23 protein-coding genes and 1 pseudogene are annotated in these 24,249 nt (G+C 62.8%); 13 read left to right on the forward strand and 11 right to left on the reverse strand.

Translation table 11 applies throughout. From position 1 onward, the window contains the following. Positions 1 to 202 precede the first annotated feature (202 nt). Complete coding sequence (locus AB3X95_RS27515; RefSeq protein ID WP_368623052.1) at positions 203 to 1,381, reverse strand: porin; 1,179 nt, start codon at positions 1,379 to 1,381, stop codon at positions 203 to 205. Between the two features lie 526 nt (positions 1,382 to 1,907). Between AB3X95_RS27515 and AB3X95_RS27520 the strand changes: the two genes are divergently transcribed. Together AB3X95_RS27520 and AB3X95_RS27525 are read left to right on the forward strand one after the other, a co-directional pair. Further along, positions 1,908 to 3,020 carry an OpgC domain-containing protein gene (locus AB3X95_RS27520; RefSeq protein ID WP_176123105.1) on the forward strand — a complete coding sequence of 371 codons (1,113 nt, stop codon included), beginning with the start codon at positions 1,908 to 1,910 and terminating at the stop codon, positions 3,018 to 3,020. Positions 3,021 to 3,142: 122 nt separating this feature from the next. After that, positions 3,143 to 4,015, forward strand: a complete 873-nt coding sequence (locus AB3X95_RS27525) for an alpha/beta hydrolase family protein (RefSeq protein ID WP_176368829.1) — start codon at positions 3,143 to 3,145, stop codon at positions 4,013 to 4,015. Between the two features lie 7 nt (positions 4,016 to 4,022). Here the strand turns inward: AB3X95_RS27525 and AB3X95_RS27530 are convergent, their stop codons facing one another. Beyond that, positions 4,023 to 5,117, reverse strand: coding sequence for an AI-2E family transporter (locus AB3X95_RS27530; protein ID WP_368623053.1), 1,095 nt, complete (start codon positions 5,115 to 5,117; stop codon positions 4,023 to 4,025). A 343-nt stretch (positions 5,118 to 5,460) separates the two neighbouring features. Between AB3X95_RS27530 and AB3X95_RS27535 the strand changes: the two genes are divergently transcribed. Both AB3X95_RS27535 and AB3X95_RS27540 read left to right on the forward strand, forming a co-directional pair. Further along, positions 5,461 to 5,748, forward strand: a complete 288-nt coding sequence (locus AB3X95_RS27535) for a DUF3331 domain-containing protein (RefSeq protein ID WP_013091570.1) — start codon at positions 5,461 to 5,463, stop codon at positions 5,746 to 5,748. A 209-nt stretch (positions 5,749 to 5,957) separates the two neighbouring features. Beyond that, on the forward strand, positions 5,958 to 8,543 hold the full coding sequence (locus AB3X95_RS27540) for an adenosylcobalamin-dependent ribonucleoside-diphosphate reductase (protein ID WP_368623054.1): 2,586 nt from the start codon (positions 5,958 to 5,960) through the stop codon (positions 8,541 to 8,543). A gap of 435 nt (positions 8,544 to 8,978) precedes the next feature. On the opposite strand, the gene AB3X95_RS27545 is transcribed toward AB3X95_RS27540, so the two are convergent. Both AB3X95_RS27545 and AB3X95_RS27550 read right to left on the reverse strand, forming a co-directional pair. Continuing rightward, positions 8,979 to 9,356: a hypothetical protein gene (locus tag AB3X95_RS27545; protein WP_176368826.1), complete on the reverse strand. Its 378-nt coding sequence runs from the start codon at positions 9,354 to 9,356 to the stop codon at positions 8,979 to 8,981. Between the two features lie 11 nt (positions 9,357 to 9,367). After that, entirely contained in the window at positions 9,368 to 10,159 is a 792-nt protein-coding gene (locus AB3X95_RS27550; RefSeq protein ID WP_368623055.1) for a hypothetical protein, read from the reverse strand. Positions 10,160 to 10,417: 258 nt separating this feature from the next. On the opposite strand from AB3X95_RS27550, the gene AB3X95_RS27555 reads away from it, so the two are divergent. Continuing rightward, complete coding sequence (locus AB3X95_RS27555; protein WP_176368816.1) at positions 10,418 to 10,606, forward strand: hypothetical protein; 189 nt, start codon at positions 10,418 to 10,420, stop codon at positions 10,604 to 10,606. A 266-nt stretch (positions 10,607 to 10,872) separates the two neighbouring features. Here the strand turns inward: AB3X95_RS27555 and AB3X95_RS27560 are convergent, their stop codons facing one another. Together AB3X95_RS27560 and AB3X95_RS27565 are read right to left on the reverse strand one after the other, a co-directional pair. Beyond that, positions 10,873 to 11,100, reverse strand: a complete 228-nt coding sequence (locus AB3X95_RS27560; protein ID WP_368623056.1) for a hypothetical protein — start codon at positions 11,098 to 11,100, stop codon at positions 10,873 to 10,875. Between the two features lie 330 nt (positions 11,101 to 11,430). After that, a pseudogene (locus AB3X95_RS27565) lies at positions 11,431 to 11,640 on the reverse strand (DMSO reductase); the annotation flags it as partial. A 26-nt stretch (positions 11,641 to 11,666) separates the two neighbouring features. Here AB3X95_RS27565 and AB3X95_RS27570 point away from each other — a divergent pair. Together AB3X95_RS27570 and AB3X95_RS27575 are read left to right on the forward strand one after the other, a co-directional pair. Then, positions 11,667 to 12,359 (forward strand): GntR family transcriptional regulator, encoded by a 693-nt coding sequence (locus AB3X95_RS27570; protein ID WP_368623110.1) that lies wholly within the window; start codon positions 11,667 to 11,669, stop codon positions 12,357 to 12,359. A 115-nt stretch (positions 12,360 to 12,474) separates the two neighbouring features. Continuing rightward, positions 12,475 to 13,953, forward strand: coding sequence for a sensor domain-containing diguanylate cyclase (locus AB3X95_RS27575; protein ID WP_184228171.1), 1,479 nt, complete (start codon positions 12,475 to 12,477; stop codon positions 13,951 to 13,953). A 57-nt stretch (positions 13,954 to 14,010) separates the two neighbouring features. Here AB3X95_RS27575 and AB3X95_RS27580 read toward each other — a convergent pair whose 3' ends face one another. From AB3X95_RS27580 to AB3X95_RS27590, 3 genes are all read right to left on the reverse strand, one after another. Next, on the reverse strand, positions 14,011 to 14,313 hold the full coding sequence (locus AB3X95_RS27580) for a putative quinol monooxygenase (protein WP_176384599.1): 303 nt from the start codon (positions 14,311 to 14,313) through the stop codon (positions 14,011 to 14,013). Positions 14,314 to 14,417: 104 nt separating this feature from the next. Next, entirely contained in the window at positions 14,418 to 15,818 is a 1,401-nt protein-coding gene (locus tag AB3X95_RS27585) for a heavy metal sensor histidine kinase (protein ID WP_368623057.1), read from the reverse strand. Beyond that, a complete protein-coding gene (locus AB3X95_RS27590) occupies positions 15,815 to 16,486 on the reverse strand; it encodes a heavy metal response regulator transcription factor (protein WP_184228172.1) in 672 nt (223 codons plus the stop codon). The genes AB3X95_RS27585 and AB3X95_RS27590 overlap by 4 nt, the downstream gene beginning before the upstream one ends. A gap of 235 nt (positions 16,487 to 16,721) precedes the next feature. On the opposite strand from AB3X95_RS27590, the gene AB3X95_RS27595 reads away from it, so the two are divergent. From AB3X95_RS27595 to AB3X95_RS27605, 3 genes are read left to right on the forward strand one after another with little or no spacing between them, the layout of a single operon-like run. Beyond that, on the forward strand, positions 16,722 to 17,363 hold the full coding sequence (locus AB3X95_RS27595; protein WP_176368822.1) for a DUF5666 domain-containing protein: 642 nt from the start codon (positions 16,722 to 16,724) through the stop codon (positions 17,361 to 17,363). A gap of 43 nt (positions 17,364 to 17,406) precedes the next feature. Next, positions 17,407 to 18,057: a cytochrome b/b6 domain-containing protein gene (locus AB3X95_RS27600; protein ID WP_368623058.1), complete on the forward strand. Its 651-nt coding sequence runs from the start codon at positions 17,407 to 17,409 to the stop codon at positions 18,055 to 18,057. Then, positions 18,054 to 18,860: a molybdopterin-dependent oxidoreductase gene (locus AB3X95_RS27605; protein WP_368623059.1), complete on the forward strand. Its 807-nt coding sequence runs from the start codon at positions 18,054 to 18,056 to the stop codon at positions 18,858 to 18,860. The genes AB3X95_RS27600 and AB3X95_RS27605 overlap by 4 nt, the downstream gene beginning before the upstream one ends. Here AB3X95_RS27605 and AB3X95_RS27610 read toward each other — a convergent pair. Beyond that, positions 18,857 to 19,825, reverse strand: a complete 969-nt coding sequence (locus AB3X95_RS27610) for an AraC family transcriptional regulator (RefSeq protein WP_176123118.1) — start codon at positions 19,823 to 19,825, stop codon at positions 18,857 to 18,859. The two genes, AB3X95_RS27605 and AB3X95_RS27610, sit on opposite strands and share 4 nt — an antisense overlap. A 337-nt stretch (positions 19,826 to 20,162) precedes the next feature. On the opposite strand from AB3X95_RS27610, the gene AB3X95_RS27615 reads away from it, so the two are divergent. Together AB3X95_RS27615 and AB3X95_RS27620 are read left to right on the forward strand one after the other, a co-directional pair. Further along, a complete protein-coding gene (locus AB3X95_RS27615; RefSeq protein WP_176123119.1) occupies positions 20,163 to 21,215 on the forward strand; it encodes an NAD(P)-dependent alcohol dehydrogenase in 1,053 nt (350 codons plus the stop codon). Positions 21,216 to 21,962: 747 nt separating this feature from the next. Further along, positions 21,963 to 22,919 carry a LysR family transcriptional regulator gene (locus AB3X95_RS27620; protein ID WP_026228225.1) on the forward strand — a complete coding sequence of 319 codons (957 nt, stop codon included), beginning with the start codon at positions 21,963 to 21,965 and terminating at the stop codon, positions 22,917 to 22,919. Positions 22,920 to 22,952: 33 nt separating this feature from the next. On the opposite strand, the gene AB3X95_RS27625 is transcribed toward AB3X95_RS27620, so the two are convergent. After that, positions 22,953 to 24,098, reverse strand: a complete 1,146-nt coding sequence (locus AB3X95_RS27625; RefSeq protein ID WP_368623060.1) for a nucleoside hydrolase — start codon at positions 24,096 to 24,098, stop codon at positions 22,953 to 22,955. On the opposite strand from AB3X95_RS27625, the gene AB3X95_RS27630 reads away from it, so the two are divergent. Next, entirely contained in the window at positions 24,049 to 24,249 is a 201-nt protein-coding gene (locus AB3X95_RS27630; protein ID WP_221314121.1) for a hypothetical protein, read from the forward strand. The genes AB3X95_RS27625 and AB3X95_RS27630 overlap by 50 nt on opposite strands.

The following is a 24,249-nucleotide window of genomic DNA, read 5'->3' on the forward strand; positions in this document are numbered from 1 at the left end:
ATTTCCGCGTTACGACGGCACGTGTTTGGGCACATCAACGACGCACACATCGCCGCTTCGCCGCAGCGCGTTCAGACTCGTTGACATTCGACTTATCGGCAGGCGCGAGGGGAACTTGAATAGTCATCGGTCGAGGCGGAGAGCACAAAAAACAGCCTTCGAAATTCGAAGGCTGGCCGATCCGCGTTCGACGAGCAGCGAACTAGAACTTATGCCGGATCGCCGCGCGCACGACGACCTGCTTCGACGTCGACGACGGCGACTGCGTGCCGGGGATGAACGCGAAGTCGAGGATCGACAGCGTGGAATCGCCGGCGACCTGTTGATAGGCGCCCTGCAGATAGAGGTCGGTGCGCTTGGACAGGTTGTAGTCGGCCATCAGCCCGAACGTGTGGATGCGCGGCTTCACGCCGCCGTTCGATGCGTCGTAGGTTTCCATCGTGTACACGTACTGCGCGCCGACGAACAGCGCCGGCGAAATCTGGTACTTGCCGTTGATCTCGAAGTTCTGATACTTGAGCGAGTTCAGCAGCACACCCGGCGGCGTGACGGGCACGAGCGGCACCAGCGGCTCGATGCCGAGATAGCCGTTTGCGGTCGGCTCCAGATAGTTCGAGTTGCTATAGACGAAGCCCGCCGTCGCAGGTCCGAACGTATAGGTGATGCCGCCGCCGAACACGCGCATGCGCGTCGCGACGAAGCCGGCGTCGTTCGTGGCGACCGCGCCGTTCGCACTTCCGCCAGGATTGTCGGCCTGCAGATAGGCCGCCGCGACCAGCAGCCCGCCATACGTGTACTGGCCGCCGAAGCTGTACGCGCGATTGTTGGCGAAGCTCGTGTCGTTGCTGAAGCTGTAGGTGCCGCCGAACTGGAAGCCCGAGATCGACGGGCTCGTGTACTTGACGGTGTTGTTCAGGCGGAACGTGTTGTCGGTGTTGTCGTTGTCGTACGGATGCGAGAACAGCTGACCGCCCCAATTGCCGTTGGCCGTGGTCTGCGCCAGATAATCGACGACCGAATCGTATTGTCGGCCAAACGTTAGGGTGCCGTACGCCTGCGAGCTGAGTCCGACAAAAGCCTGGCGGCCGAACAGGCGGCCGCCCTGCCCGAGCCGCCCGGAATTCAGATCGAAACCATTCTCGAGCTGGAAGATCGCCTTCAGTCCACCACCGAGATCCTCGGCGCCCTTCAGGCCCCAGCGGCTCCCCTGTGCAAGCCCGCTGGCGAGTTCATAAACATGGCCGTGGCCGACATTGTTCGTGTAGTTGATGCCTTCGTCGATCACGCCATACAGCGTGACGCTAGTCTGCGCGACGGCAGGCACGGCAAGAACGGAAGACGCAGCAACGGAGACAGCCAGCGCGAACACTTGCTTGTTCATGATGATCTCCCTGCACCTCGAGTGATAGGACAACTCGATCCGGCCGCTTTGTTCTCTTTGCTTTTTATTCTCATCAGTTTCCCAGCAGTTCTGAGGACTGCTCCAATGGCTGCGCTTTCCAGAAATCCTCACATGACATCGTCCGGCCGTCCATGAGTGGATGCGCCAAGCAGCGGGAATGTTGCTAATTCTCCACTGCGCGTTGTTTCCTCTTTTTTCGTAAGGTCGGTTCAGGTAAACGGCAGCCGCGGCTGCCGGTCTCGCTGCGTGATTGTCATGAAAAGAAATATAATCCCCTGCCTCTGCTGCCATGCAACGGAACTCGATGCCGCAGCGAAGGTCCTCTTTACAGCCCGCTCACCCGCCGCCTAGAAACGGCGGCCGAAGTCGGCGACGCGGACCACAGGCGACGCCAACCCGGATCGCCTTCCCGCCGCAGCACCCAATCCCATATTAGAAAGCCTTGTGAGACGCCCGCCGCGCTGGATCAGCGCGCCGTCGCACGGGGCTGCTTTTGACTCGAACAATGCCTGACAAGCCCTCCTCCCGCCTGATCGAACTGGACTTTTTCCGCGGACTGGTTCTGCTGATCATCGTGGTCGATCACATCGGCGGCAGCATTCTGTCGCGCGTGACGCTGCATGCGTACGCGCTGTGCGATGCCGCCGAAGTGTTCGTGTTCCTCGGCGGCTTCGCGACCGCCACCGCCTATGCGACGCTCGCCGAGCGGCGCAACGAGACGGTCGCGCGCGGCCGCTTCGTGCGCCGCTCGTTCGAGATCTATCGCGCGTTTCTCGTCACCGCCGGGCTGATGCTGCTGGTCAGCGCGGTGCTCACCGCATTCAGCATCGACGGGCCGAATCTCGCCACGACCGATCTCGACGACTTGATCGACACGCCGCTCGCCGCACTGCGCGACATCGTGCTGCTGCGCCGCCAGCCGTACCTCGCGTCGGTGCTGCCGATGTACGCTTTCTTCGCGCTGCTGGTCCCCGCAATCCTGCCGCTCGCGCGCAGCAAGCCGTGGCTGCTGGTCGCCGGCAGCGTCGCGCTGTGGGCCGGCGCGCCGGCGATCAACAAGTACCTGCCCGCCGCGCCCGACATGCACTGGGACTTCAACCCGTTCGCGTGGCAACTGTTGTTCGTGCTCGGCGTGCTCGCGCGCTGCCAGCCGGTGTATCAGCGAACCCGCGCGCATCGGTCCGGCTGGCTCGTCAGCGTGCTGGCGTTCGCGGTGGTCGTGGGCGCCGCCTACTACAAGCTGGTTCTGCTGCACGCGCCCCTTCCCGGAAGCCTCAAGCAGAATCTGTCCTATCTGCGCGCGGGCAACTTCCTCGCGATCGCGTGGCTCGTCGCTAATCTGATCGAGCTCGGCTGGGCGAAGAAGGTCGCGGGGCGGCTGCCGTGGGTCGGCTTGATCGGCCGTCAGGGCTTGCTGTGCTTCATTGCCGGCGCGGTGATTTCGCTGGTGATCGACTCGGTGCTCTACGCGGCGACCGATGGTTACCTGAACTATCCGCTCGGACTTCTCGCCGATGCGGCCGCGGTCGGCGCGCTGTTTGCCGTCGCGCTGGGCGTGGAGCCGCTGAAGCGCTTCGTCGCGCGGTTCGTTGACGGGCGGCTGCGGACCTCGGGCTGAAGAACCTTGCGCGCATAAAGCGCCGTCCGCCTGTCCGCCACTTCCCATCTCAAATCTGGCGCCAATGCTGATAGGATGACGGCCGCGCGCGAATCCCGCGCCAGCCGGCCATCCTCACTGACATGCGTCGATTCCTCTGTTTCGCCCTCGCACTGCTTGCCTCCGCCGTCGGCGCGCCCGCGTTCGCGAGCACGCTCGCGAGCCGCAGCTTCCATTCCGATGCGCTCGGCCGCGACTGGAACTACACCATCTACCTGCCGGCCGGCTATCGCGCGGACGGTCCGCGCCTGCCGGTGCTCTACCTGCTGCACGGCAATAACGGCGATGCCAACGACTGGCTCGCGCAAGGTCATCTGCAGAGTGCCGCCGACACGCTGATCGAGCGCAAGGAGATTGCACCGGTCGTGATCGTGATGCCGCAAGGCGGCACGGACTGGTACGTCGACCGCAAGGAAAAGATGGAGAGCGCGTTCTTCGGCGATCTGCTGCCCGAGATCGAAACGCACTACGCGGTCGCGACGCAGCGCGGCGGCCGGATGATCGGCGGTGTATCGATGGGCGGCTTCGGCGCGCTGCGCTACGCGCTGACGCAGCCCGAGATGTTTTGCGGCGCGCTGCTGCTGAGTCCCGCAATCTACGCGAACGAGCCGCCGCGCGCGTCGGCGGCGCGGCGGGTCGGCGTGTTCGGCGAGCACCAGTTCGATCCGCGCATCTGGCACGAGCTCAACTACCCAGCGCAGTGGGACCGCTATATGAGCCAGCCGTATCGCCTGCCGATGTTCATCGCATCCGGCGACGACGACCTCGACATCCAGGCCGACGCGTCGCTGCTGTACACCCGTCTGCGGCTCGCGGGCAATCCGGCGGCGCTGCGGATCATCGACGGCGGCCACACGTGGGACGTGTGGAGCGCGCTGTTGCCAGCCGCGCTCAAATACACGCTCGGCTGCGTGAAGCCGCCGGCGCCGGAGCATCCGTCGAATCAACGGCCTTGAGCCGGCGCTACTCCACGAGATCGGTCCACAGCACCATCAGCACCGTCATCAACGCGGGGCCGATGAAAATCCCCAGCAGCCCGAACGTCTCGGCGCCGCCGAGAATGCCGAACAGCACGAGCAGAAACGGCAGGCGCGTCGAGTTGCCGATCAGCACCGGCCGCACGAAGTGCTCGGCGACGAACACGACGACGGAGCCGAATATCAGCAGCCCGACCGCTGCGACCATCGAGCCCTGCACGAGCAGCCACAGCGCCGCGAGACCGAATACGATCGGCGCGCAGAACGGCAGCATCGCGGCAATCGCCGTCACGAAGCCGAGCAGCGCCGCATGCGGCACGCCGGTCACGAAGTACGCGACGCCAAGCAGCAGGCCCTCGCCGACGCCGACCACGATCAAGCCCGACACGGTGGCGCGCACCGCGGTCCCCATATGCGCGACGAGGTCCGCGCCGCTATCGCCGAAACCGCGTCGCGCGGCCTTCAGCAACGAGCCGGACAGACGCGGCCCCGCCTGAAAAATCACGAACAGTGTGACCAGCATGAACGCGAACACCATCGCCGCATGCGCGGCGCGAGCGCCGAAATGCCGGCCGAGCGTCATCACCGTTTCGCTGTGCAAGCCTTTCATCGCCGCCGAGTCGCGCAGCGGCTGAGCGAGATTGGCCTGCCACCACGAGCTGATCTGCTGCACGCCGAACGGCAGACGGTTGATGAAGTCCGGCAGCGGGATGCCGTTCTCCTGCGCGCTGCGGAACCACTCGTTCAGTTCATGCGCCTCGCGCAGCGCCTGCGCGATGCCGAGCCCGACCGGCAGCAGCACGAGCACGGCAATCACCAGCGTGAAGACGGTCGCGAGCAGGGTCGTGCGCCCCCTGAACCAGCGGCTCCCCGCCACCTTGTGCAGCAGCGGCCACAGCGCAATTGCGACGACCGCGGCCCACGCCACCACCACGATGAAATCGCGCACCACCCACAATGCGAGCAGCACGAGCCCGATATAGAGCACGACCGACGCGGCCCTCTGCTTTTTCTGGCGCTCGACGGCGACGGACGACGTTTCGGGAGAGTTGGGTGGGACGGCGGGAGGGCGTGGAATCATGTGAACTCTGGTGTTTTTTGAACAGTGTGCGCGCGAGCCGACCTGAAAAATTCAAACCCGCTACACTGACGGCTCAGTTCGCCGCCCGACACTCCACATCTTAAAGGAAGCGTTGCCGCCCTTTTCCCGGCCGCCCTCCTCGTCGCGCCATAGGCAACACAGTGTTGCAAAAATGTGCATGATTAAAAAATCACATAAAAATGCTTGCAACGCCCGTCATTTCAGCAAGTCGCAAATGTCAAGTGTGATTATTGCTAATTCCGGAACGGTGTTTCAACGATGACACAATGGCTATCCGGCGCGCACGGGACTAAATTCGGCACTCCACAATACGGAGTCGATGATGACCCTGGAGTCCATCCCCCTCGACGGTAGCAATGGCGTACGCATCGAAATTCTCGAGAGCTCCGACACGACGCTGGTGATCCGCTGGGTCGAGCCGGGCCGCTGCCACTACGGCGAGCAGCGCTGGCGCCGCCGCTCGGCGCATTCGTCCGGCACCTGCGCGGTGTCGCGCCGCAAGATCCGCCGCGGTGACCCGGTATTCAAGCCGGCAGAGCGCCCGGCGCCATCGAATGCGTCCGCGATGATCTGCGCGGAAATTCTCGAACCGCTACTCGAAGCGGCCTGACGCACGGAACGTTCCCGAGTACCGCACCCGGCCGCCGCGGCATCGCATGATCCGCCGCCGCGCTGCCCCCGCTCACGGTTGCCGCCCCGCGCCTCGTGCGTTAAGGTGGATTCGTTGCGCCCGCCCGACCGCCGGCTCGCTATCCGGCGCCGGCTGCGCGCCTTCCACCACCGCGCCGCGCCCGCCGCGACGCCGTTTGAGGGCCGATCATGGCAGAAGACACGCCGCAAACCCGCGCGGCCACCGCCGCTTCCACGCCTCCCGCTTCCTCCGCTCCACCCGCTTCGCTGATCCCGCCGCAGCAGTTCTCGCTCGACGTGCTGCTCGAAAAGTATGCGAAGGGCGACGAGCAATCCGCCGACGACGTGTATCGCCGCGTCGCGCGCGGCGTCGCCGAGGCCGAGCCGCCCGAGTTGCGCGCGTCGGTCGAGGAACAGTTCGTCGACAACATGCGCCACGGCGCGCTCGGCGCGGGCCGCATCATGAGCGCGGCGGGCAGCGGCATCGCCGCGACGCTGATCAACTGCTTCGTGCAGCCGGTCGGCGATTCGATTCAGGGCGTCGATGAACAGGGTTTGCCGGGCATCTACGTCGCGCTGCTGCAGGCGGCCGAAACGATGCGCCGCGGCGGCGGCGTCGGCTACAACTTCTCCGCGATCCGGCCGAAGGGCGCGCGGGTTCATACGACCAGCTCGGCCGCCTCGGGTCCGTGCAGCTACATGGACGTGTTCGACGCATCGTGCCGCACCGTCGAAAGCGCGGGCTCGCGGCGCGGCGCGCAGATGGCGGTGCTCGACTGCAACCATCCGGACCTGCTCGAATTCATCGAGGCCAAGCACTCGAAGGGGCGCTGGAACAACTTCAACGTGTCGGTCGGCGTCACCGACGAATTCATGCGCGCGGTCGAGAACGACGAGCCGTGGCAACTGGTCCATCGTGCCGAGCCGTCGCCTGCGCTGCGCGCGGCCGGCGACGTGCGGCAGCGCGATGACGGCCTGTGGGTCTATAGCGAACGTCCAGCGCGCGCGATCTGGGACCGCATCATGCGCTCGACGTACGACGTCGCCGAGCCCGGCATCGTGTTCATCTCGCGGATGAACGAGGACAACAATCTGCGCGCGGTCGAAACGATCCGCGCGACCAATCCGTGCGGCGAGCAGCCGCTGCCCGCCTACGGCTGCTGCAACCTCGGACCGCTCAATCTGACGCGCTTCGTCGTCGATCCGTTCGCGCAGACGCAGGGGCGCCAGCCGTCGTTCGACTGGGACGGCCTCGCACGCCGCACCCGCACGCAGGTGCGCTTTCTCGACGACGTGCTCGACGTCACGCTGTGGCCGCTGCCCGAGCAATACGCCGAATCGCGCGCGAAGCGGCGCATCGGCGTCGGCTTCACCGGCCTCGGCGATACGCTGGTGATGATGGGCCTGCGCTACAACTCGCAGGAAGGCCGCGATTTCGCGGTACGCATCGCGCGGTTGATGCGCGACGAAGCGTATCGCGCGTCGGTCGAACTCGCGAAGGAGCGCGGCGCGTTCGAGCTGTTCGACGCCGCGCGCTATCTGGAAGCCGGCACCTTCGCATCGCGTCTGCCCGACGACATCAAGCAGGCGATCCGCCGCGACGGCATCCGCAACAGCCACCTGCTGTCGATCGCGCCGACCGGCACCGTGAGCCTCGCGTTCGCGGACAACGCGTCGAACGGCATCGAGCCGGCGTTCTCGTGGACCTATACGCGCATGAAGGTGATGGCCGACGGCGGCCGCGAATCGTTCGACGTCGAGGACTACGCATACCGGCTTTATCGCGAGCTCGGCGGCGATGTGACCAGCCTGCCCGACTATTTCGTCAGCGCGCTGCAGATGTCCGCGCGCGACCATCTCGACATGATGGCGGCCGTGCAGCCGTACGTCGACACATCGATCTCGAAGACCGTCAACGTGCCCGCCGACTATCCGTTCGACGCGTTCGAAAGCCTCTACTTCGATGCATGGAAAAGCGGGCTGAAGGGCCTTGCCACCTATCGCCCGAACGACACGCTCGGCGCGGTGCTGAGCGTGTCGTCCGCGCAGGCCGACGACACGCTCGCCGAGATGGATCAGGACCCGCTGCGTATCGCGATCGATCATCGGCCGAGGGGCGAATTGCCGGCGATCATCGAGAAGGTCGAGTATCTGACGCAGGCGGGCAAGAAGTCACTGTATGTCGCGGTGTCGTTCATCGAGGTGACGGGGCGGCTCGGCGGCGAGGACGTGACGATCGAGCGGCCGATCGAGTTCTTCATTCCGGTCGGTCAGCGCGACGAGTCGCAGCAATGGATCACCGCGACGATGCGTTCGCTGTCGCTGGCCGCGCGCGGCGGCTTCGTCGCGCGCAATCTGCAGGATATGCGCAAGGTGTCGTGGGATCGCGGCCAGGTGCGGCTTGGCGACGTGCAGCGGCTCGACGGTCATCGCGCGCCGCGCTGGCACGATTCCGAAGTGGCGGCGCTCGCGTTCGCGATCCAGCAGATCCTGTATCGGCGCGGCTTTCTCGACGCCGAGGGCAATCAGGTCGCATCGCGGATGCTTGCGCGTTTGCCGCGCGGACAAATGAAAACCGATCTGGCGCTGTCCGCCGATTTCGGCCTGCGTCCGAATCCGGTGGATAGCGCCGACTCGTTGCTGCAACCGAACGGCACACAAGGGCTGCACACGATGCTCGGACGCAAATGCGCTTCGTGTGGCGCGAATGCGGTGATTCGCAAGGATGGCTGCGATTTTTGTACCGCGTGCGGGGAGGTGGGGGCGTGCGGGTAGTGGGAGGCGAGGAGCGCGCGGCGTGGATGTGAGTACCTCCTTAAGGTCGCAAAGCGACCGTGGCAACTAGTCTAGGCCGCGAGGTCCGAAAAGGTCGCACTCAGCCGCCGCGTCGAACCGGGCTAAAACGATGCGACTGCTGTTCCCCTCGCCGAGATGAATGCAGGATTTTGGCTCGACGACGTGCAGGATAGTTGCCCCGGGGTTATGACGGGGACTAAAGATTTAACTGGAATTTTGTCGAGTGGGCGCGCTCGCATATGGTCGCGAACAAGGTTGATGTGACCTATCACAAGACTGACCTGCTCGAACAGCGCTGCCCGATTAAGGAAGAGTCGGCGGCGCATGTATCCGGCATGGCGGGTTGATTGTAGAAGCGGTCGAAGAGAGGCGCACAAAAAAGCCGACTTATGAGGGGCGGCATATTCTTCTCCACTATGCATGTTCCCGGATGATGAACAAATCGAACTCTATAGCGATCGCAAAGCCGGCAGTCGGATGCAAATAGACAATGTGTTGGGCTGTTCTTTTACCCGGCAATGAGTAGTTCAACAGATTGCGTGCAAGTGCTTCAACTTGCGTGTTTGGCCGTGCCCTCTCCATCGACAGCACGATATTGACTGTACCGCCGTTCTCAAGCCCTAGACGAGTCACTCCTCGAAAGATGGCTGTGACTCGACGCGCACCGAGTTTGAGACCCAGAATCAATGTGTCGGGACAAGTCAAGTCAGATTCATTTTGTAGCACGATGCTTTCGACATGCCAGTCATGGAAGTAATCATACGCGTGGAGCGTTGCGTCAATATCTGTCACAGTTTGCCTCACTAAGGGAGAATTGAAACGGGCCAACCTTGATCGCGCACGTTGCCATCCCAGTTATGTGCAAGCGGATTAGGCTGCCCGTGATGGGAATCAAAGTCTATGTCAACCGCTGCCGAGCCATTAGAATCAAACATGCGCCATTGCCTCTTCATACCGGGGCCGCTTTCAATCCAAGAGTTCGGATTACCGGTCATGTTAGGAATGCCAGCAACTTCAAATGTATCGCCATCGGCGGAATGCGGCTGAAAGTGGAACGGCTGGGCATCGCCGAGCAGCGCTGATGCGGCTCTATCGCGAGTTCTGGCTGCGCGCGCAGCGTTCAGCCTGGTTTGCCAGGTGGCTGGATCGTACTGGACAGACAGTACAGACTCGCCGTCCGGGTTACTGCCGGTCCTCGCTACGGGATTCCTTAACGGCGTGCTGCTGTAGTGTGACGGAAACAGGCTATTACGCGGACCTTTAATGGCAAGCAGGTTGCCCCGGCGAACCTCTTCGAGAAGCGCGGTGATGATCCACCAGCCATCGGTGTCAGGGTTGCGGTCCCGCACGGTATGGAAAAACAGCCATCCACTCTTCTGGATACGCCTGACCAGTTTCCGGTCCTCCTCCCACTTCCTGTGACTTAGTCCGGCAATATCAAGAAATTCCCGGGTCTCCGCGGTGGCCTTCTGAAAGTCTGCGGCCTTGCCAAGGCACGCTTTATAGTGCCATTTGTCGCAGATGACGTAACAGGCACCCGGTGGCCGCTGGCAGAACAGCTCCACGAAGTGCATCTCAAATACAGACAGGTACATAGGCGTGTCGATGGTCTATCTGAAGTCGCTGCCGGGGTTGACAGCAGTCAGATAATTACCGTGCGACAAGCGGCCTGTACATGGGCGATCGCCCAAAATCTCCTCGGACTTCGACGAAACAGAAAAAAAGCGCTGCCCACCGGCACATGAGCGTGAATGGAGTGCTATGGGACGCGTTTTCAGCCGATGTTGACCCTGATACGAGCGGCATCGTGCTCCGGTTGACAGGGAACACCTGAGGGTGTTGATCATCACCGGATGATCAACAAGTTGGACGAAACAGGAATCCGCACCGTTGCGTGCGTGCGCGCGGTGCTCGAAGGTGCCAGCAACTTCCTGCGCGACGGCGTCACACTCAATGGCCTGCAGCAGGAAGCACAGCGTCTTACTGACATCGAGGCCGCCCGTCAGGTTCGGGAAGCCCGCGAGGCCATGCTGAAGAGGTGATTGCCCAAACGCGACCAATCTACGGAGACATCTGGAGTTTCGCCACCACCTGCGCTGCCTGATTGCAATGCCCTACAATCCCACCGACTTCTTCTATAACGATTGGCTTGCCGAAAGTTCTCTCAGGGTCATTTCGGTTTTGTAAAGTACTAAAGCGCCCGCACACTCATGGCCGTTCTTCGCGCCCGCAGTCCAAACGCTCCCGGAAAGGACTTGCGATGCCAATCTACGGCTTTTCCAGCTGCTAGTGGCACTCGCGCGGCAAGTTAGTCACGCGTTGCCGTCTGCGTCAATGCAGCGCGTACGTCGGTGAGTGCATCCTCGAACGGACCAAAAATGCAAACCTGGGCAACGGTTGAGAGACCGGCGAACTGTTCCGCGACTTCTTCGAGACTCAACAACCCCGCCAGCGCGTGCAATTGATCGATGCGAATAACAGCAGTGTCGGGAGTCGCGGAATCCCTCTGCGCTGAAGAGTTCAGAAAATCAGCCATGACGCCGCCTCATCACGTTGCCGTACTCGTCGATGCAAGCAAGCACGGCGGCGCGCTCGGCTTTGTGCGTCTTCTGGAATTCCAATTGCGCATCGCCGCCGACGCTCGGGCCCCGTCAACACTTCCATCACTTCTTGCTTGTTGTTAGTCAAAAACACAGCCTTATGCCTACCCGCAATTTTAAATGGAACACTGTGTCCGGCGATTCGGGGGCCGCTCCATAGGGATCCGAAAAATTTGCTGTGCAAGCATCGTTCCTCCCGCTGCTGCCATTTCAGCTTATGCGTCAGGCCACAGTGGAAGTCCGGCGCGCTCATTGAAGGCTGCGCTTCACCCCACCCGCGCGTAATAAAGATTCTGCGGATGCTTCGCCTCGGCGAAGAAAAACCAGCGCTCCGCAACCAGCCCCGCGTACTGCACGAGACAAGCCGCGGCCAGCAAGCCGAACGACGTGCCAATCGAATGCAGTCCCGCGCCGGTCAACACGACCGGCACGACGAACGCACCCGCGAGAAAGCCCCATTTGACGCCACGCAACGACACGATACAAGGAGGTCAAGAGCGCGATTCTCGCGGCGCTCGCGGCCGGCGAATGGAAAGGCGGCGAATGCATTCCTTCGGAAAAGCGCCTCGCCGAACGCTTCGGCGTGTCGATCGGCACGCTGCGCAAGGCCATCGACGAACTGTGCGCCGAGAACATTCTGATCCGTCATCAGGGGCTCGGCACCTTCGTGGCGATGCATCAGCGCGACCGGCACTTCTTCCGCTTCTTTCGCATCGTGCGGCGCGACGGCGACAAGGCCTACCCGGTCGTCACGCTGATCGGGTTCAAGAAGGCGCGAGCGTCGCGCGAGGCGGCCGCCGCGCTCGGTATCGAGACCGGCGCGCGCGTGCTGCAGTTCGTCAACGGGCTCGCGCTGCACGGCAAGACCGTGCTGATCGAACATATCACCGTGCCCGAAGCGCTGTTTCCCGGCTTGACCGAAAGCAAGCTGCGCAACCGGCCGAACACGCTGTACAACTTCTATCAGGACAGTTTCGGCATCAACGTGGTCGAGACCGATGAGCGTGTGAGCGTTGCGCTCGCCAATGAGCTCGAAAGCGCGCAGCTTGGCGTCGATGTCGGCGCGCCGCTGCTCGAGATTCGGCGCATCGCGTACTCGTATCACCGCAGCGCGGTGGAACTGCGCATTTCGCGGCTCAATACCGAGGAGTACGAGTACATCGGCACGCGCGCGGCGCGCGACGATCAGAAATAGCGGACCACCGTCACTCGCCAGGCACATCTGCGCAAAAACGACAGGCCAATCGTCTTTCATTTTCGGCCGGCGCCAACCTGTCTAAAATAGCCGCACTTCCGATTCCGAGAACCTCATGCTGGATACCCTCACGGGCGGCGCCGCGCCCATCAACGACGACTCCGGAATGTTCGAACTCGCGCCGGTGTCGCTGTGGCTCGAAGATTTCAGCGGCGTGCGCGCGTTGTTCGATGAATGGCGAGCCGCGGGCGTGACCGATCTGCGCGCCCATTTCGCCGAAGACCCGCGCCACGTTGCCGAATGCGCTCACCGCATCCGCGTGATCAAGGTCAATCGGCAGACGCTCACGCAATTCGAGGCCGCCGATTTCGACACGCTGACGAGCAACCTCGCGTCGGTGTTCCGCGACGACATGCTGAAAACGCACCTCGAGGAGCTGTGCCAGCTCTGGGCCGGACAATCGAACTTCACGAGCCACACGGTCAACTACACGCTCGGCGGACGGCGCCTCGACGTGCTGCTCAAGGGTGCGGTGCTGCCCGGTCACGAGCAACGCTGGGACCGCGTGCTGGTGTCGACCGAAGACATCACCGAGCTCGAAGGCGCGCGGCGCCGTGTCGCGGAGGCGGAAGAATACGCGCGCGGGCTCTTCGAACATTCGCCGGTATCGCTGTGGGTCGAAGATTTCAGCGCGGTCAAACGCCTGCTCGACGGCGCGCGCGCGGCCGGCATCAACGATTTCCGGGTGTTTACCGACGTCCATCCCGAGTTCGTCGAACGCTGCATGGCGGAAATCCATGTGCTCGACGTCAACCACCACACGCTCGGTATGTTCGGCGCGAAGGACAAGAAGACCCTGCTGGCGCGCCTCGCCGACGTGTTCCGCGACGAGATGCGCCCGCATTTCCGCGAGCAGTTGATCGACCTGTGGGACAACAAGCTGTTCCAGCAGCGCGAGGTGCTCAACTATTCACTCGACGGCAACGAGGTTCACGTGCACCTGCAATTCTCGGTGCTGCCCGGCCACGAGCGGGACTGGGACCTCGTGCTCGTCGCGCTGACCGATATCACCGCGCGCAAGAAGGCCGAGGCCTACCTGGAATTCCTCGGCAAGCACGACGTGCTGACCAAGCTGCGCAACCGCTCGTTCTACGTCGACGAACTGAACCGGCTGGAACGCAAGGGACCGTGGCCCGTCACGATCATCATGGCCGACCTGAACGGCCTGAAGCGGGTGAACGATCAGCTCGGCCACGCGGCCGGCGACGCGCTGCTGCGGCGGGCTGGCGAAGTGCTCGCGAAGGCGATGGAGTCGCCGTTCCACGCGGCGCGGATCGGCGGCGACGAGTTCGCGATCCTGATGCCCGATACCGACGAGCGCGGTGGCGCGGCGATGATCGACGCGATTCGCCAGCTGGTCGAGATGAACAACCAGTTCTATCCGGGCTCGCCGCTGAGCTTCTCGATGGGCGCGGCGACCTGCCAGCGCGGCGATCGGCTGGAAGCGGGCGTGCAGCGCGCCGATCTGCTGATGTACGAGGAAAAGCGCGCGCACTACGACGCGCAGCCGGGCGTGGAGGCGGCGGCGAAGTAACGGCCGAGGGCGTCAGGCGTTCGCCACGCCGGCGCAACGATCGACGCTCGAGCTCACTCAGCCCGGCAGCTTGGCTGCCAGCACATCCAGCCTGACGATGCTCGGCGGCGACGCGAACAGCTCGGCCGCCTTCTCCATCAACGCGGCCGCGACCTTGCCGTTCAGATGCGCGTCGCGGCCGGCTTCGTCGTCGAACGCATCGAAAATGGCGTAGATCGACGGACCGAGCTTCAGACCGAACCACGCTGCGGTGGCCGGTTCCTGCTCGACGAGCGGCAGGCCGCCAAGCAGAAACGCCTCGACTTCCTTTTCCTTGCCGGGCTTGGCTTCCAGACGGACATACAAAGCGAGCTTGACCATGATGCGACTCCTGGTGAGGTCGGCAGCGAACGATCCTTTCAAAGCGCTTTGAAAAGTATAGGCGGCGGCGTCTGACGCGGCGCCGGACCTACCCCGCGAGCAAGTCACGCGCGCGGAAAGCGCAGCTCGAAACGCACCACGCCCGGCAGCGGACACACCACGCGCGCGCTGCCGCCATGCAGATGCATGATCGCCTTCACGATCGCGAGCCCGAGTCCGTTCGATTCCGTGAACGCGCTGCGCGCCGAGTCGCCGCGATAGAAGCGATCGAACAGCCGGTCGAGTTGCGCGGCCGGAATCGGCTCGCCCTCGTTCTCGACCGTCACCAGCGCGCCCGCCTGGTCCTGCTCGCCGCGTAGGCGCACGATCGTGCCGCCCGCGCCGTAACGCACCGCGTTGACGACCAGATTGTTGATCGCGCGGCGGCACAGCATCGGATTGGCCGACGCGATGCCTGCCGCGTCGACTTCGAAACGCATGCCGCGTTCGTCGGCCAGACCTTCGAAATAGTCGGCGATTCTGACGAGCTCGCCATGCAGATCGACCGGGTGCCGCTCGATCGACAACGCGGCATGATCCGCATGCGCGAGAAACAGAATGTTCTCCGCGATATGGCTCAGGCGATTCAGCTCCTCCAGATTCGATTCGAGCAGTTGCTGATACTCGTCGGCTTCGCGCGGCTGCGCGAGCGCCACCTGGGTCTGGCCGACCAGCGCGCCGACCGGTGTGCGAATCTCGTGTGCGAGATCGGCGGAAAACTGCTGCAGGCGTTGATAGCCGTCGGCGAGACGATCGAGCATCGCGTTGAACGCGTGCGTGAGTTGACGCAGTTCCACCGGCGCCGCTCGATCGTCGAGCCGCACCGCCAGATTCGTCGGGCTGATTTGCGCGGCGCGGGTGGCGATCTCGCGCACCGGTCGCAGCGCGCGGCGCAGCACGCAGTAAGCGAGCAGCGTCGCGGCCAGCATGCCGGTCAGCGTCGCCAGCACGATGCGGTTGCGGTACTCGGCCAGCATGCGCATTTCATGTGTCATCGGATGGCCGGCGATCACCTCGACTTCGGTGCCATCCTCGCGCGCTGTCGCGGTCGCGATCGCCCAATGCACCGGCACGCCGTCGGGAAGGTGCGTCCGACGGACGTCGGTGGCGCGCGGCGGATCACCTGCCGGGGCGAGCGGCAAATCAGGCACCGCGAGCCCGCCCGGATTCACGTCGACGAACGGCGCTTCGCCCGGCCGCCGGAAGATCAGCACGTCCTCCTCCGCGCCGAGCATCGTCTCGAACAGCAGCGGACGCTTCTTTAATTCGCTGACCGAGTAAAGGTCGTGCACGATGCGGCTGAAATGCTCGACGCGGCCGTTCAGCACGACATCGGCGCGGCGTTGCAGCGCAACTTCGGCGGAATGATAGAAATACGCGCCGAGCGAACCGATCACCGCGCAGGCGATCAGCGCGAACAGCAACGTGGTGCGCGCGATCAGCGAGCGTTCGGTCCAGAGTCTCATGCGCCGTCGCCGAACGTGTAGCCGATGCTGCGCACCGTGTGAATCAGCTTCTTCTCGAACGGGTGATCGACCTTCGCGCGCAGGCGCTTGATCGCCACGTCGACCACGTTGGTGTCGCTATCGAAATTCATGTCCCACACTTCCGACGCGATCTGCGAACGCGACAGCGCTTCGCCCTGGCGGCGCACCAGTAGATGCAGCAGCATGAACTCCTTGTTGGTCAGCGGAATGTCGACGCCCTCGCGCGTGACCCGGCGGCGCAATACGTCGAGCTTCAAGTCGGCGACTTCGAACACGTCGCTTTCGCGGATCACGCCACGGCGCAACAGCGTGCGAATGCGCAGCACCAACTCGGTAAACGAGAACGGCTTGACCAGATAGTCGTCGGCGCCGAGTTCCAGACCGCGAATGCGGTCGCTGACCTGATCGCGCGCGGTCAGGAAAATCACCCGCAAATCGCGTCGCGCGCGCAACGCCCGCATGATTTCCCAACCGTCGATGCCGGGCAGCATCACGTCGAGCACCACGAGTTCGTAGTCGTGCCCGAGCGCCAGGTGAAGGCCGTCCGTGCCGGTGCGCGCGAGGTCTACCGCGTAGCCATTCTCGCGCAAGCCCTTCTTCAGATAGTCGCCGGTTTTCGGATCGTCTTCGATAACCAGAATGCTCATGATGCTCGCCGCTCCTGCGCACGATTCGACCCGCAAGGCCGCGCTCGCGCGCGCAATAAACGCCTGACGGGAGCGCTCGAAAAAACCTGCGACGCTCCCCCGGCGGCCATTCTACGTGGCCGCCGTCGGCCATTGATGACGTTTTTGTCATCCTCCCGTCACCTTGATGAGCCGATGTGGCGGCTAGTCTGACAGCACCATCCACCACGCTGCATCCCTTTCCTGGAGTTGCCTGATGAAGACCCGCATGAACACTGTCCGCGCACGCACGCTGCGCGCCCTCGCCGTCCCAGCACTCGCCGCCGCGCTGTTCGCTACGACGTTCGCGGCTTTGGCCCAGACTGCCGTGCCGACCGGCGTGCGCGGCACGGTCACGTCGCTGTCGGGCGATCTGCTCAAAGTCCACACGCGCGACGGTCAGGACGTCGACGTGAAGCTCGCCGCCGACACGCCGATTCGCGGCGTCACGCTCGCGAACGTCACCGACATCAAGCCCGACAGCTATGTCGGCACCGCCGCGATTCCGCAGTCCGACGGCACGCTGAAAGCGCTCGAAGTGCATGTGTTCCCGCCGAGCATGCGCGGCTCGGGCGAAGGTCATCGACCGTGGGATCTCGGCGCGAACAGCACGATGACGAACGGGACAGTCGGCTCGCTGGTGGTCAGCAACGGCCGCACGATCACCGTCAAGTACAAGGATGGCGAGAAGAAGATCGTGATTCCGCAGGATGTGCCCATCGTCAGTCTGGAGCCTGGCAGCCGCGCGCTGCTGACGCCCGGCGCGAAGGTCGTGCTGTTTGCGCACAAGGACGCGGACGGCTCGATGGCGGCGATTTTCATTTCGGCCGGTGAGCATGGCGTGACGCCGCCGATGTAACGCGGCACTTCGTTCGTCTTCCTCACTCTCGTCTTTGAAGCCAATGCCCGACTCGCAAGCAGCTCTGATCGTTCATCCTCTCTTCGTTCGCGTGACGCACTGGATCAACGCGTTCGCGATGCTCTGCATGGTGATGAGCGGATGGGCAATCTATAACGCGTCGCCGATCTTTCCGTTCCGGTTTCCCGTATGGGCGACGGTCGGCGGATGGCTCGGCGGCTCGATCGCATGGCACTTCGCGGCGATGTGGCTGCTGTGCGTGAACGGGCTGCTCTATTTCGCGTACGGCGTCGCGAGCGGCCATTTGCGTCGCATGCTGCTGCCGGTGCGTGCCCGCGACGTGGCGCGCGATGCGGCGCTCGCGTTGCGCTTCAGACTGCCGCACGAGACCGGCCGGTACAACGCCGTGCAGCGCGCGCTGTATCTGCTGGTGCTGCTGCTCGGGGTGCTGCTCGTCGCATCCGGACTGTCGATCTGGAAGCCGGTGCAGTTCTCGTGGCTGACCGCGCTGTTCGGCGGCTTCGATTTTGCGCGGCGCGTGCATTTCGTCGCGATGGCCGGCGTGGTCGGCTTCTTCGTCGTGCATCTGCTGCTGGTGCTGCTGGTGCCGCGCACGTTGCCGCCGATGTTCACTGGACGCGCCCGGCACCGCACGCATCGGATCGATCAAGCCCCACAGAGGACTCGCGCATGAGCGCCCCGCAACGAACCGACACGGCGAACGATACGCGCGCCAATACAGACGGCGCGCGCCGCTCACGCATCGTGCTTGCCGAGCACCGGCCGCAAATCGAGCAATTGCAACGCCGCTTATTTCTGCGCTCCTCGCTATCGATTGGCGCGCTCGCGATGCTGTCCGGCTGCAACCTGCAGGACAATGATTCTGTCGACAAGGTGCTGTGGGCGATGTCGCGCTGGAACGATCGCGTGCAGGCGTGGCTCTTCAATTGCAACAAGCTCGCGCCGACCTATGCCGCGCGCGATATCACCGATCCGTTTCCGTTCAACGCGTTCTATCCCGAGTTCGATGCGCCCGATATCGACGGCTCGAGCTTTCGGCTCGAGGTGTCTGGGCTCGTCGCGGACAAGCGCAGCTGGAGTCTCGAGCAGTTGCGCAAATTGCCGCAGGTTTCGCAGATCACGCGCCACGTGTGCATCGAGGGATGGAGCGCGATCGGACAATGGAGCGGTGTGCCGTTTCGCACGTTTCTCCAAATGATCGGGGCCGATCTGAGCGCGCGCTACGTGGGCTTCAAATGCGCGGACCGCTATTACTCGAGCCTCGACATGGCGACCGCGCTGCATCCGCAAACACAATTGACGCTCGATTTCCGCAACGCGCCGCTGCCGGCCAAATACGGTTATCCCCTCAAGCTGCGCGTGCCGACCAAGCTCGGCTTCAAGAACCCGAAGCATATCGCCGCGATCTTCGTCACCAACACGAACCCCGGCGGCTACTGGGAAGATCAGGGCTACAACTGGTTCAGCGGACTTTAGACCGCGGTCACGTAACGCGGCACCGGCTTGTGCGCGCGCGGCAGCGGCGCATCGTGAGCGGCGCGCATGCGCTTGACCTCGTCGACGGGACTCAGGCCGAATAGCCGCTTGAACTCGCGGCTGAACTGCGACGCGCTTTCATACCCGACCCGCGCGGCGGCCGCGCCGGCATTCAAGCCATCCTGCACCATCAACAGACGCGCGTGATGCAGACGCGTGGTCTTCACGTACTGCATCGGCGACGTCGCGGTCACCGCCTTGAACTGCGCGTGAAACACCGCGAGGCTCATGCCGGCCTCGGCCGCGAGCGTATCGACATCGAGCGAGCCGTGGTAGTCCGCATGAATGCGCCGCAGCGCCTTGGCGATGCGGCCAAAGTGATTCTGGTGCGTGAGCGCCGCGCGAATCGCGCCGCCCTGCTCGCCGGTCAACACGCGATAACAGATTTCCCGCACGATGCCAGGGGCGAGGATGCGTGCATCGAGCGGCGATGCGAGTGCTTCCATCAGACGCTTCACTGCGCCGCTCAGCGCGGGATCGAGCGGCGTCGAGTAGATGCCGGCCGGTTCGTGCTGCGCGATACCCTGAGTCTCGTTGAGCGCCATCAGCAACTCGGCGACCATCGTCAGATCGACGCGCACGGAAATGCCGAGAAAAGGCTCCTGTTCGCTTGCTTCGGTCTCGCATTCGAACGGCAACGGCACCGACAACACCAGGTACTGCTGCGCGTCGTACTGGAACACCTGATCGCCGATAAAGCCGCGCTTGCGTCCCTGGCAGACGATCACGATACTCGGCTCGTACATCACCGGCCTGCGCGCCATCGGCTGATTCGCGCGCAGCAGGTCGACGCCTTCGAGGCTCGAACGCGTAATGCCGGCATTCGGCGCGAGCAGATTGAACAGTTCGAGCACGCGGCGCTGCGCCGCATCGTTGGTAACCGAATCGACAGCTTGAGTGGACATGACGATATGGTGACAGCCAGGAGAATAATGCCTGGAATTTAGCATCAAACAGTGTATCGCGCTGCTCCTCCAGAGTTTTAGGCAAACCTTCAAGACAATCAGGTATTCCCCGGCGGGTGTCGGACTCCTAAGATGGGAACCCTGCCGGATCGCCCTTTTCGCCGCGCGCAGCGTGCGCGGTAATTGGCCACCATCCGTCTGCTGGACGCTGATGTTGGCCACCTATGCACGCTCCCCGACTCCGGTTCATGCTGCGGCCCGCCGCATCCGCAACCCAGTGTTGCGCATCGCCGGCGCGTCGCATGTTGCGCCATCACCCTCTTTGCTGGAGCTACCCATGAGCACGACGTATGCCTATGCAGCGACCGACGCCACCACGCCGCTCGCCCCATTTGAATTCCAGCGCCGCGCACCGCGCGCCCATGACGTGCAGATGGAAGTGCTGTACTGCGGCGTGTGCCATTCCGACCTGCATCAGGCGCGCAACGAATGGAAGAACACCATCTACCCGGTCGTGCCGGGCCACGAAATCGTGGGCCGAGTGACCGCGGTCGGTCCGAACGTAACGAAGTACAAGGTCGGAGAACTGGTCGCGGTCGGCTGTCTGGTCGATTCGTGCCGCACCTGTTCGAGCTGCGCGGAAGGTCTCGAGCAGTATTGCGAGAACGGCTGGGTGGGCACGTACAACGGTGTCGATCGCGTCGACGGACAGATCACGTACGGTGGCTATTCGACGCAACTGGTCGTCGACGAGGCTTTCACGCTGCGCGTGCCGCAGAATCTCGACCCCGCGGGTGTCGCGCCGCTGCTGTGCGCGGGCATCACCACGTATTCGCCGCTGCGCACGTGGGGCGTGGGCCCGGGCAAGAAGGTCGGGATTGTCGGCCTCGGCGGACTCGGCCATATGGGTGTGAAGCTGGCTCGTGCGATGGGCGCGCATGTCGTGCTGTTTACGACGTCGCCGTCGAAGATCGAGGATGCGAAGCGGCTTGGCGCGCATGAAGTTGTTGTTTCGAAGAATCCGCAGGAGATGGAAGCGCATGTGAATAGCTTCGATTTCATTCTCAATACGGTGGCGGCGCAGCATGATCTGAATCCGTTTTTGAATCTGCTGAAGCGGGATGCGACGATGACCTTGGTCGGTGCGCCGGAGCACGATCATCCGTCGCCGCAGGTGTTCAATCTGATCTTCAAGAGGCGGCGCCTTGCTGGTTCGCTGATTGGCGGTATTGCCGAAACGCAGGAAATGCTCGATTTCTGCGGGGAGCATGGCATTACTTCGGATATTGAAATGATTCCGATGCAGAAGATCAATGAGGCTTATGAGCGGATGCTCAAGAGCGATGTGAAGTACAGGTTTGTGATTGATATGGATTCGTTGCGGAAGTAATAGCTGCTTGTTTGCCGCGCAGCGGGTGCTTTTTTTGCGCCCGCGGGGCGGGGTTCTGTTTTGTTTTGTTGTTGTGTTTTTTTGCCTTCGCGCTTTTTCTTTGTTCTTAGGGTGTTGGCCTTTCCTTGATTTTTTGTCGGTCTATTAGCGTTGCCCCTGTGCGGGGCGGCACCTACTTTCTTTGCTGCTGCAAAGAAAGTAGGCAAAGAAGACAGCTCAAACCGCAAGCTCATAAGCGGGTCCCTCGGTCTGCCTGAGCTAGTGGTGCATCTGGAATCTGTCACCTCGCACATTCCGCGTTAGTGACAAGGCTGTCATACCTCCGGCGGCGCTGCGCGCGCCGAAGCACTGTTCTCAAACCATTGGTTGTTTTGGCTTGTCGCCGAGCGCAGCCGATGGCCCCACTAACACAAAAAAACATACTGGTTTCCCCTGCATACCGGTCCGCGACGCACGTAGTGCGGAGTGGCATGGATGACGGCTTTGTCACTGCCGTCGAATGTGCGGGGGCACGGATTCCAGATGCACCACTGCCGCTTGTGGGGCACGGTGCCCGCTTAAGAATTAGCGGTTTGAGCTGTCTTCTTTGCCTACTTTCTTTGCAGCAGCAAAGAAAGTAGGTGCCGCCCCGCACAGGGGCAACGCTAATAGACCGACAACAAATCAAGGAAAGGCCAACACCGCAAAGAACAAAGACAAACCACCCGCCGCAGGCAAAAAAAGAGAAACCTCATTTGGAGCATCCCAGTGATCGACAGAATAACTGCAATGCGCACATTCATCCGAATCGTGGATACCAACAGCTTCACCCGCGCAGCGGAATCACTGAACATTCCCCGCGCAACGGCGACGACGATCGTCCAGAACCTGGAAGCCCTGCTAGGCACAGCGCTTCTGGTCCGCACCACGCGCCGCCTGAGCATCACACCAGAAGGCGCCGCCTATTACGAACGCTGCGCGCAGATACTGGCCGACATCGACGAAATGGAAGCCAGCATCCGCAACTCGACCGACAACCTGACCGGCCGCCTGCGCATAGAAATGCCGAGCGCAGTAGCAAGCGCCATCGTGCTTCCATCGCTAGACGAGTTCCACGCCCTTTACCCGAACCTCGATCTCGCGATCGGCGTCAGCAACCGCACCGTCGATATGGTTTCCGAAGCAATCGACTGCAGCATCCAGCTCGGTGAATTGCCCGATTCCAATCTCGTCGCGCGCCAACTCGGCACGCTCGATCAGGTCACCTGCGCGAGTCCAGCCTATCTGGCCCGCCACGGCACGCCAGCCGATCTCGACGAGCTGCGCGCGCACGTCGCGGTCAACTGCGTGTCGCCGCATAGCGGCCGCGAATGCGACTTCGATTTCGAAGTGGACGGCGAAGCGCGCAAGGTCAAGCTCAACGGCTTCGTGCAGGTCAGCGACGAACAGGCGTACCTCACCTGCGGACTGCAAGGCCTCGGCATGATCCAGCCCGCGCGCATCGCCGCACAGCCTTACCTCGACTCGGGCTTGCTGCATGAAGTGCTGCCGCAATGGAAACCCGTGCCGATGCCGGTCTCGGTCGCGTACGTGAAAAACCGCCGCGTGTCGCCGCGCGTGCGCGCGTTCGTCGATTGGCTCGCGGAGCTGTTCGAGAAGGCCGGCCACGTCGAGCAGGATCTGTCGCGCGTGCGTCAGTTGCTGCGCGGCCTGCATCCCGCATAAAGCGGGTGCGGGCGCGCGGAGCTCGCGCGTTGATTAGTCCATCGGCCGCACCGGCACGGGCCTCGTCAACAGATCGACATAGAAATTGAAAAACGCCGGATTATCGAAACGTTTGACGATCGTCATCTTCTGCAAACCCGACGGCGGCGAACTCGTGTAGCCCGTTGCCTTGCCATCGTTGGCGCCAATGCCCGTATCCACATCCACCCATTCCTCGACGGTCTGCGTCGCGAACGACGGATGCATCAGATACGCGAGCGTCAGCGTGTCCCAGATGTTCGTCGTGTAGTTCGGATTGGTCTCGAAGCCGTTCTTGCCGTCGTAGCCGTAACCGTTCAGCGTCCTGAACAGTTGCGTGATGATGGTCCGCTTCGCCGGATCGTGTGCAATGCGGTCGTAAATCGCCTTGTCCATTTGCACGGTATTCGTTACGTCGAGCGGAATCACCGTCTGTTTGATCGGCAGATGCAGCACTGTTTTCGCCGCTTCGGGATCGAACCACCAGTTGAATTCGGCAGTGGGCGTGGTATTGCCCGGCACGTCGATCGCGCCGCCCATGTAGATGATCTGCTTGATCAGCGGCACGATTTCGGGGTGCTCGCGGGTGGCCAACGCGATGTTGGTCAGCGGGCCGATTGCGAGGATCGTCACCTCGCCCGGATAGCGCTTCACCGATTCGACGATGAAGTCGATCGCGCTCTGGCTTCGCACCTTGATGTGCGTCGCGAAGCCATCCGGCGGCGCGACGAGCTCGCTTGCCGATTTCGGCTCGGGCTTGCTCCATGCGCCAATGTAACCGTCCCCGCCGGGGAATTCTTTCAGTTCCCGCTGGATCGTCGTGAAGTCGTGCGACAGCGCGTAATTCGCGCCCGCATACACGCCGATCTGTTGTTCGACGCCGAGCCGCTCGACCGATTTCAACGCATCGGCAACACCCTGCTTGAGCCACTGATTGCCGGACACCACGGTAATGCCGAGCACTTTCAGCGAACCCTGCGCCTGCAATTGCGCGGCCATCACGCCGAGTTGCCCGTCGTCGCCGAGCGTGTTGTAGTCGCTGTCGATGATCACCTTCGGCGGATCGCTTCGGGCATTGACACCGGTGCTGGCGTAAGCCGTGAGATCGAGTGTGATTGCCACGCTTGCCGCCCAGATCAATGCCACGAGAATTCGCCTCATCGATGCCTCCTTTGAAATGCCGCTGAATGACGCGGACAAGGAAACCATCATAGGCGCAAGCCATGTGAATGACGAACAATCAACGCACAACGACAGCGCAAGCAAAAGCGGCTCGCGACGCCACTGCAACGTCGCGAGCCGCCTCGAATAG

Source organism: Paraburkholderia sp. BR13444 (assembly GCF_040948755.1).
GTDB classification, from domain to species: domain Bacteria; phylum Pseudomonadota; class Gammaproteobacteria; order Burkholderiales; family Burkholderiaceae; genus Paraburkholderia; species Paraburkholderia youngii.

What these genes read in the sequence shown, in the direction of transcription:
- AB3X95_RS27515 (WP_368623052.1), bottom strand. Translation starts at nt 1,381, where the DNA reads ATGAACAAGCAAGTGTTCGCGCTGGCTGTCTCCGTTGCTGCGTCTTCC.
- AB3X95_RS27520 (WP_176123105.1), top strand. Translation starts at nt 1,908, where the DNA reads ATGCCTGACAAGCCCTCCTCCCGCCTGATCGAACTGGACTTTTTCCGC.
- AB3X95_RS27525 (WP_176368829.1), top strand. Translation starts at nt 3,143, where the DNA reads ATGCGTCGATTCCTCTGTTTCGCCCTCGCACTGCTTGCCTCCGCCGTC.
- AB3X95_RS27530 (WP_368623053.1), bottom strand. Translation starts at nt 5,117, where the DNA reads ATGATTCCACGCCCTCCCGCCGTCCCACCCAACTCTCCCGAAACGTCG.
- AB3X95_RS27535 (WP_013091570.1), top strand. Translation starts at nt 5,461, where the DNA reads ATGACCCTGGAGTCCATCCCCCTCGACGGTAGCAATGGCGTACGCATC.
- AB3X95_RS27540 (WP_368623054.1), top strand. Translation starts at nt 5,958, where the DNA reads ATGGCAGAAGACACGCCGCAAACCCGCGCGGCCACCGCCGCTTCCACG.
- AB3X95_RS27550 (WP_368623055.1), bottom strand. Translation starts at nt 10,159, where the DNA reads ATGTACCTGTCTGTATTTGAGATGCACTTCGTGGAGCTGTTCTGCCAG.
- AB3X95_RS27555 (WP_176368816.1), top strand. Translation starts at nt 10,418, where the DNA reads ATGATCAACAAGTTGGACGAAACAGGAATCCGCACCGTTGCGTGCGTG.
- AB3X95_RS27560 (WP_368623056.1), bottom strand. Translation starts at nt 11,100, where the DNA reads ATGGCTGATTTTCTGAACTCTTCAGCGCAGAGGGATTCCGCGACTCCC.
- AB3X95_RS27575 (WP_184228171.1), top strand. Translation starts at nt 12,475, where the DNA reads ATGCTGGATACCCTCACGGGCGGCGCCGCGCCCATCAACGACGACTCC.
- AB3X95_RS27580 (WP_176384599.1), bottom strand. Translation starts at nt 14,313, where the DNA reads ATGGTCAAGCTCGCTTTGTATGTCCGTCTGGAAGCCAAGCCCGGCAAG.
- AB3X95_RS27585 (WP_368623057.1), bottom strand. Translation starts at nt 15,818, where the DNA reads ATGAGACTCTGGACCGAACGCTCGCTGATCGCGCGCACCACGTTGCTG.
- AB3X95_RS27590 (WP_184228172.1), bottom strand. Translation starts at nt 16,486, where the DNA reads ATGAGCATTCTGGTTATCGAAGACGATCCGAAAACCGGCGACTATCTG.
- AB3X95_RS27595 (WP_176368822.1), top strand. Translation starts at nt 16,722, where the DNA reads ATGAAGACCCGCATGAACACTGTCCGCGCACGCACGCTGCGCGCCCTC.
- AB3X95_RS27600 (WP_368623058.1), top strand. Translation starts at nt 17,407, where the DNA reads ATGCCCGACTCGCAAGCAGCTCTGATCGTTCATCCTCTCTTCGTTCGC.
- AB3X95_RS27605 (WP_368623059.1), top strand. Translation starts at nt 18,054, where the DNA reads ATGAGCGCCCCGCAACGAACCGACACGGCGAACGATACGCGCGCCAAT.
- AB3X95_RS27610 (WP_176123118.1), bottom strand. Translation starts at nt 19,825, where the DNA reads ATGTCCACTCAAGCTGTCGATTCGGTTACCAACGATGCGGCGCAGCGC.
- AB3X95_RS27615 (WP_176123119.1), top strand. Translation starts at nt 20,163, where the DNA reads ATGAGCACGACGTATGCCTATGCAGCGACCGACGCCACCACGCCGCTC.
- AB3X95_RS27625 (WP_368623060.1), bottom strand. Translation starts at nt 24,098, where the DNA reads ATGAGGCGAATTCTCGTGGCATTGATCTGGGCGGCAAGCGTGGCAATC.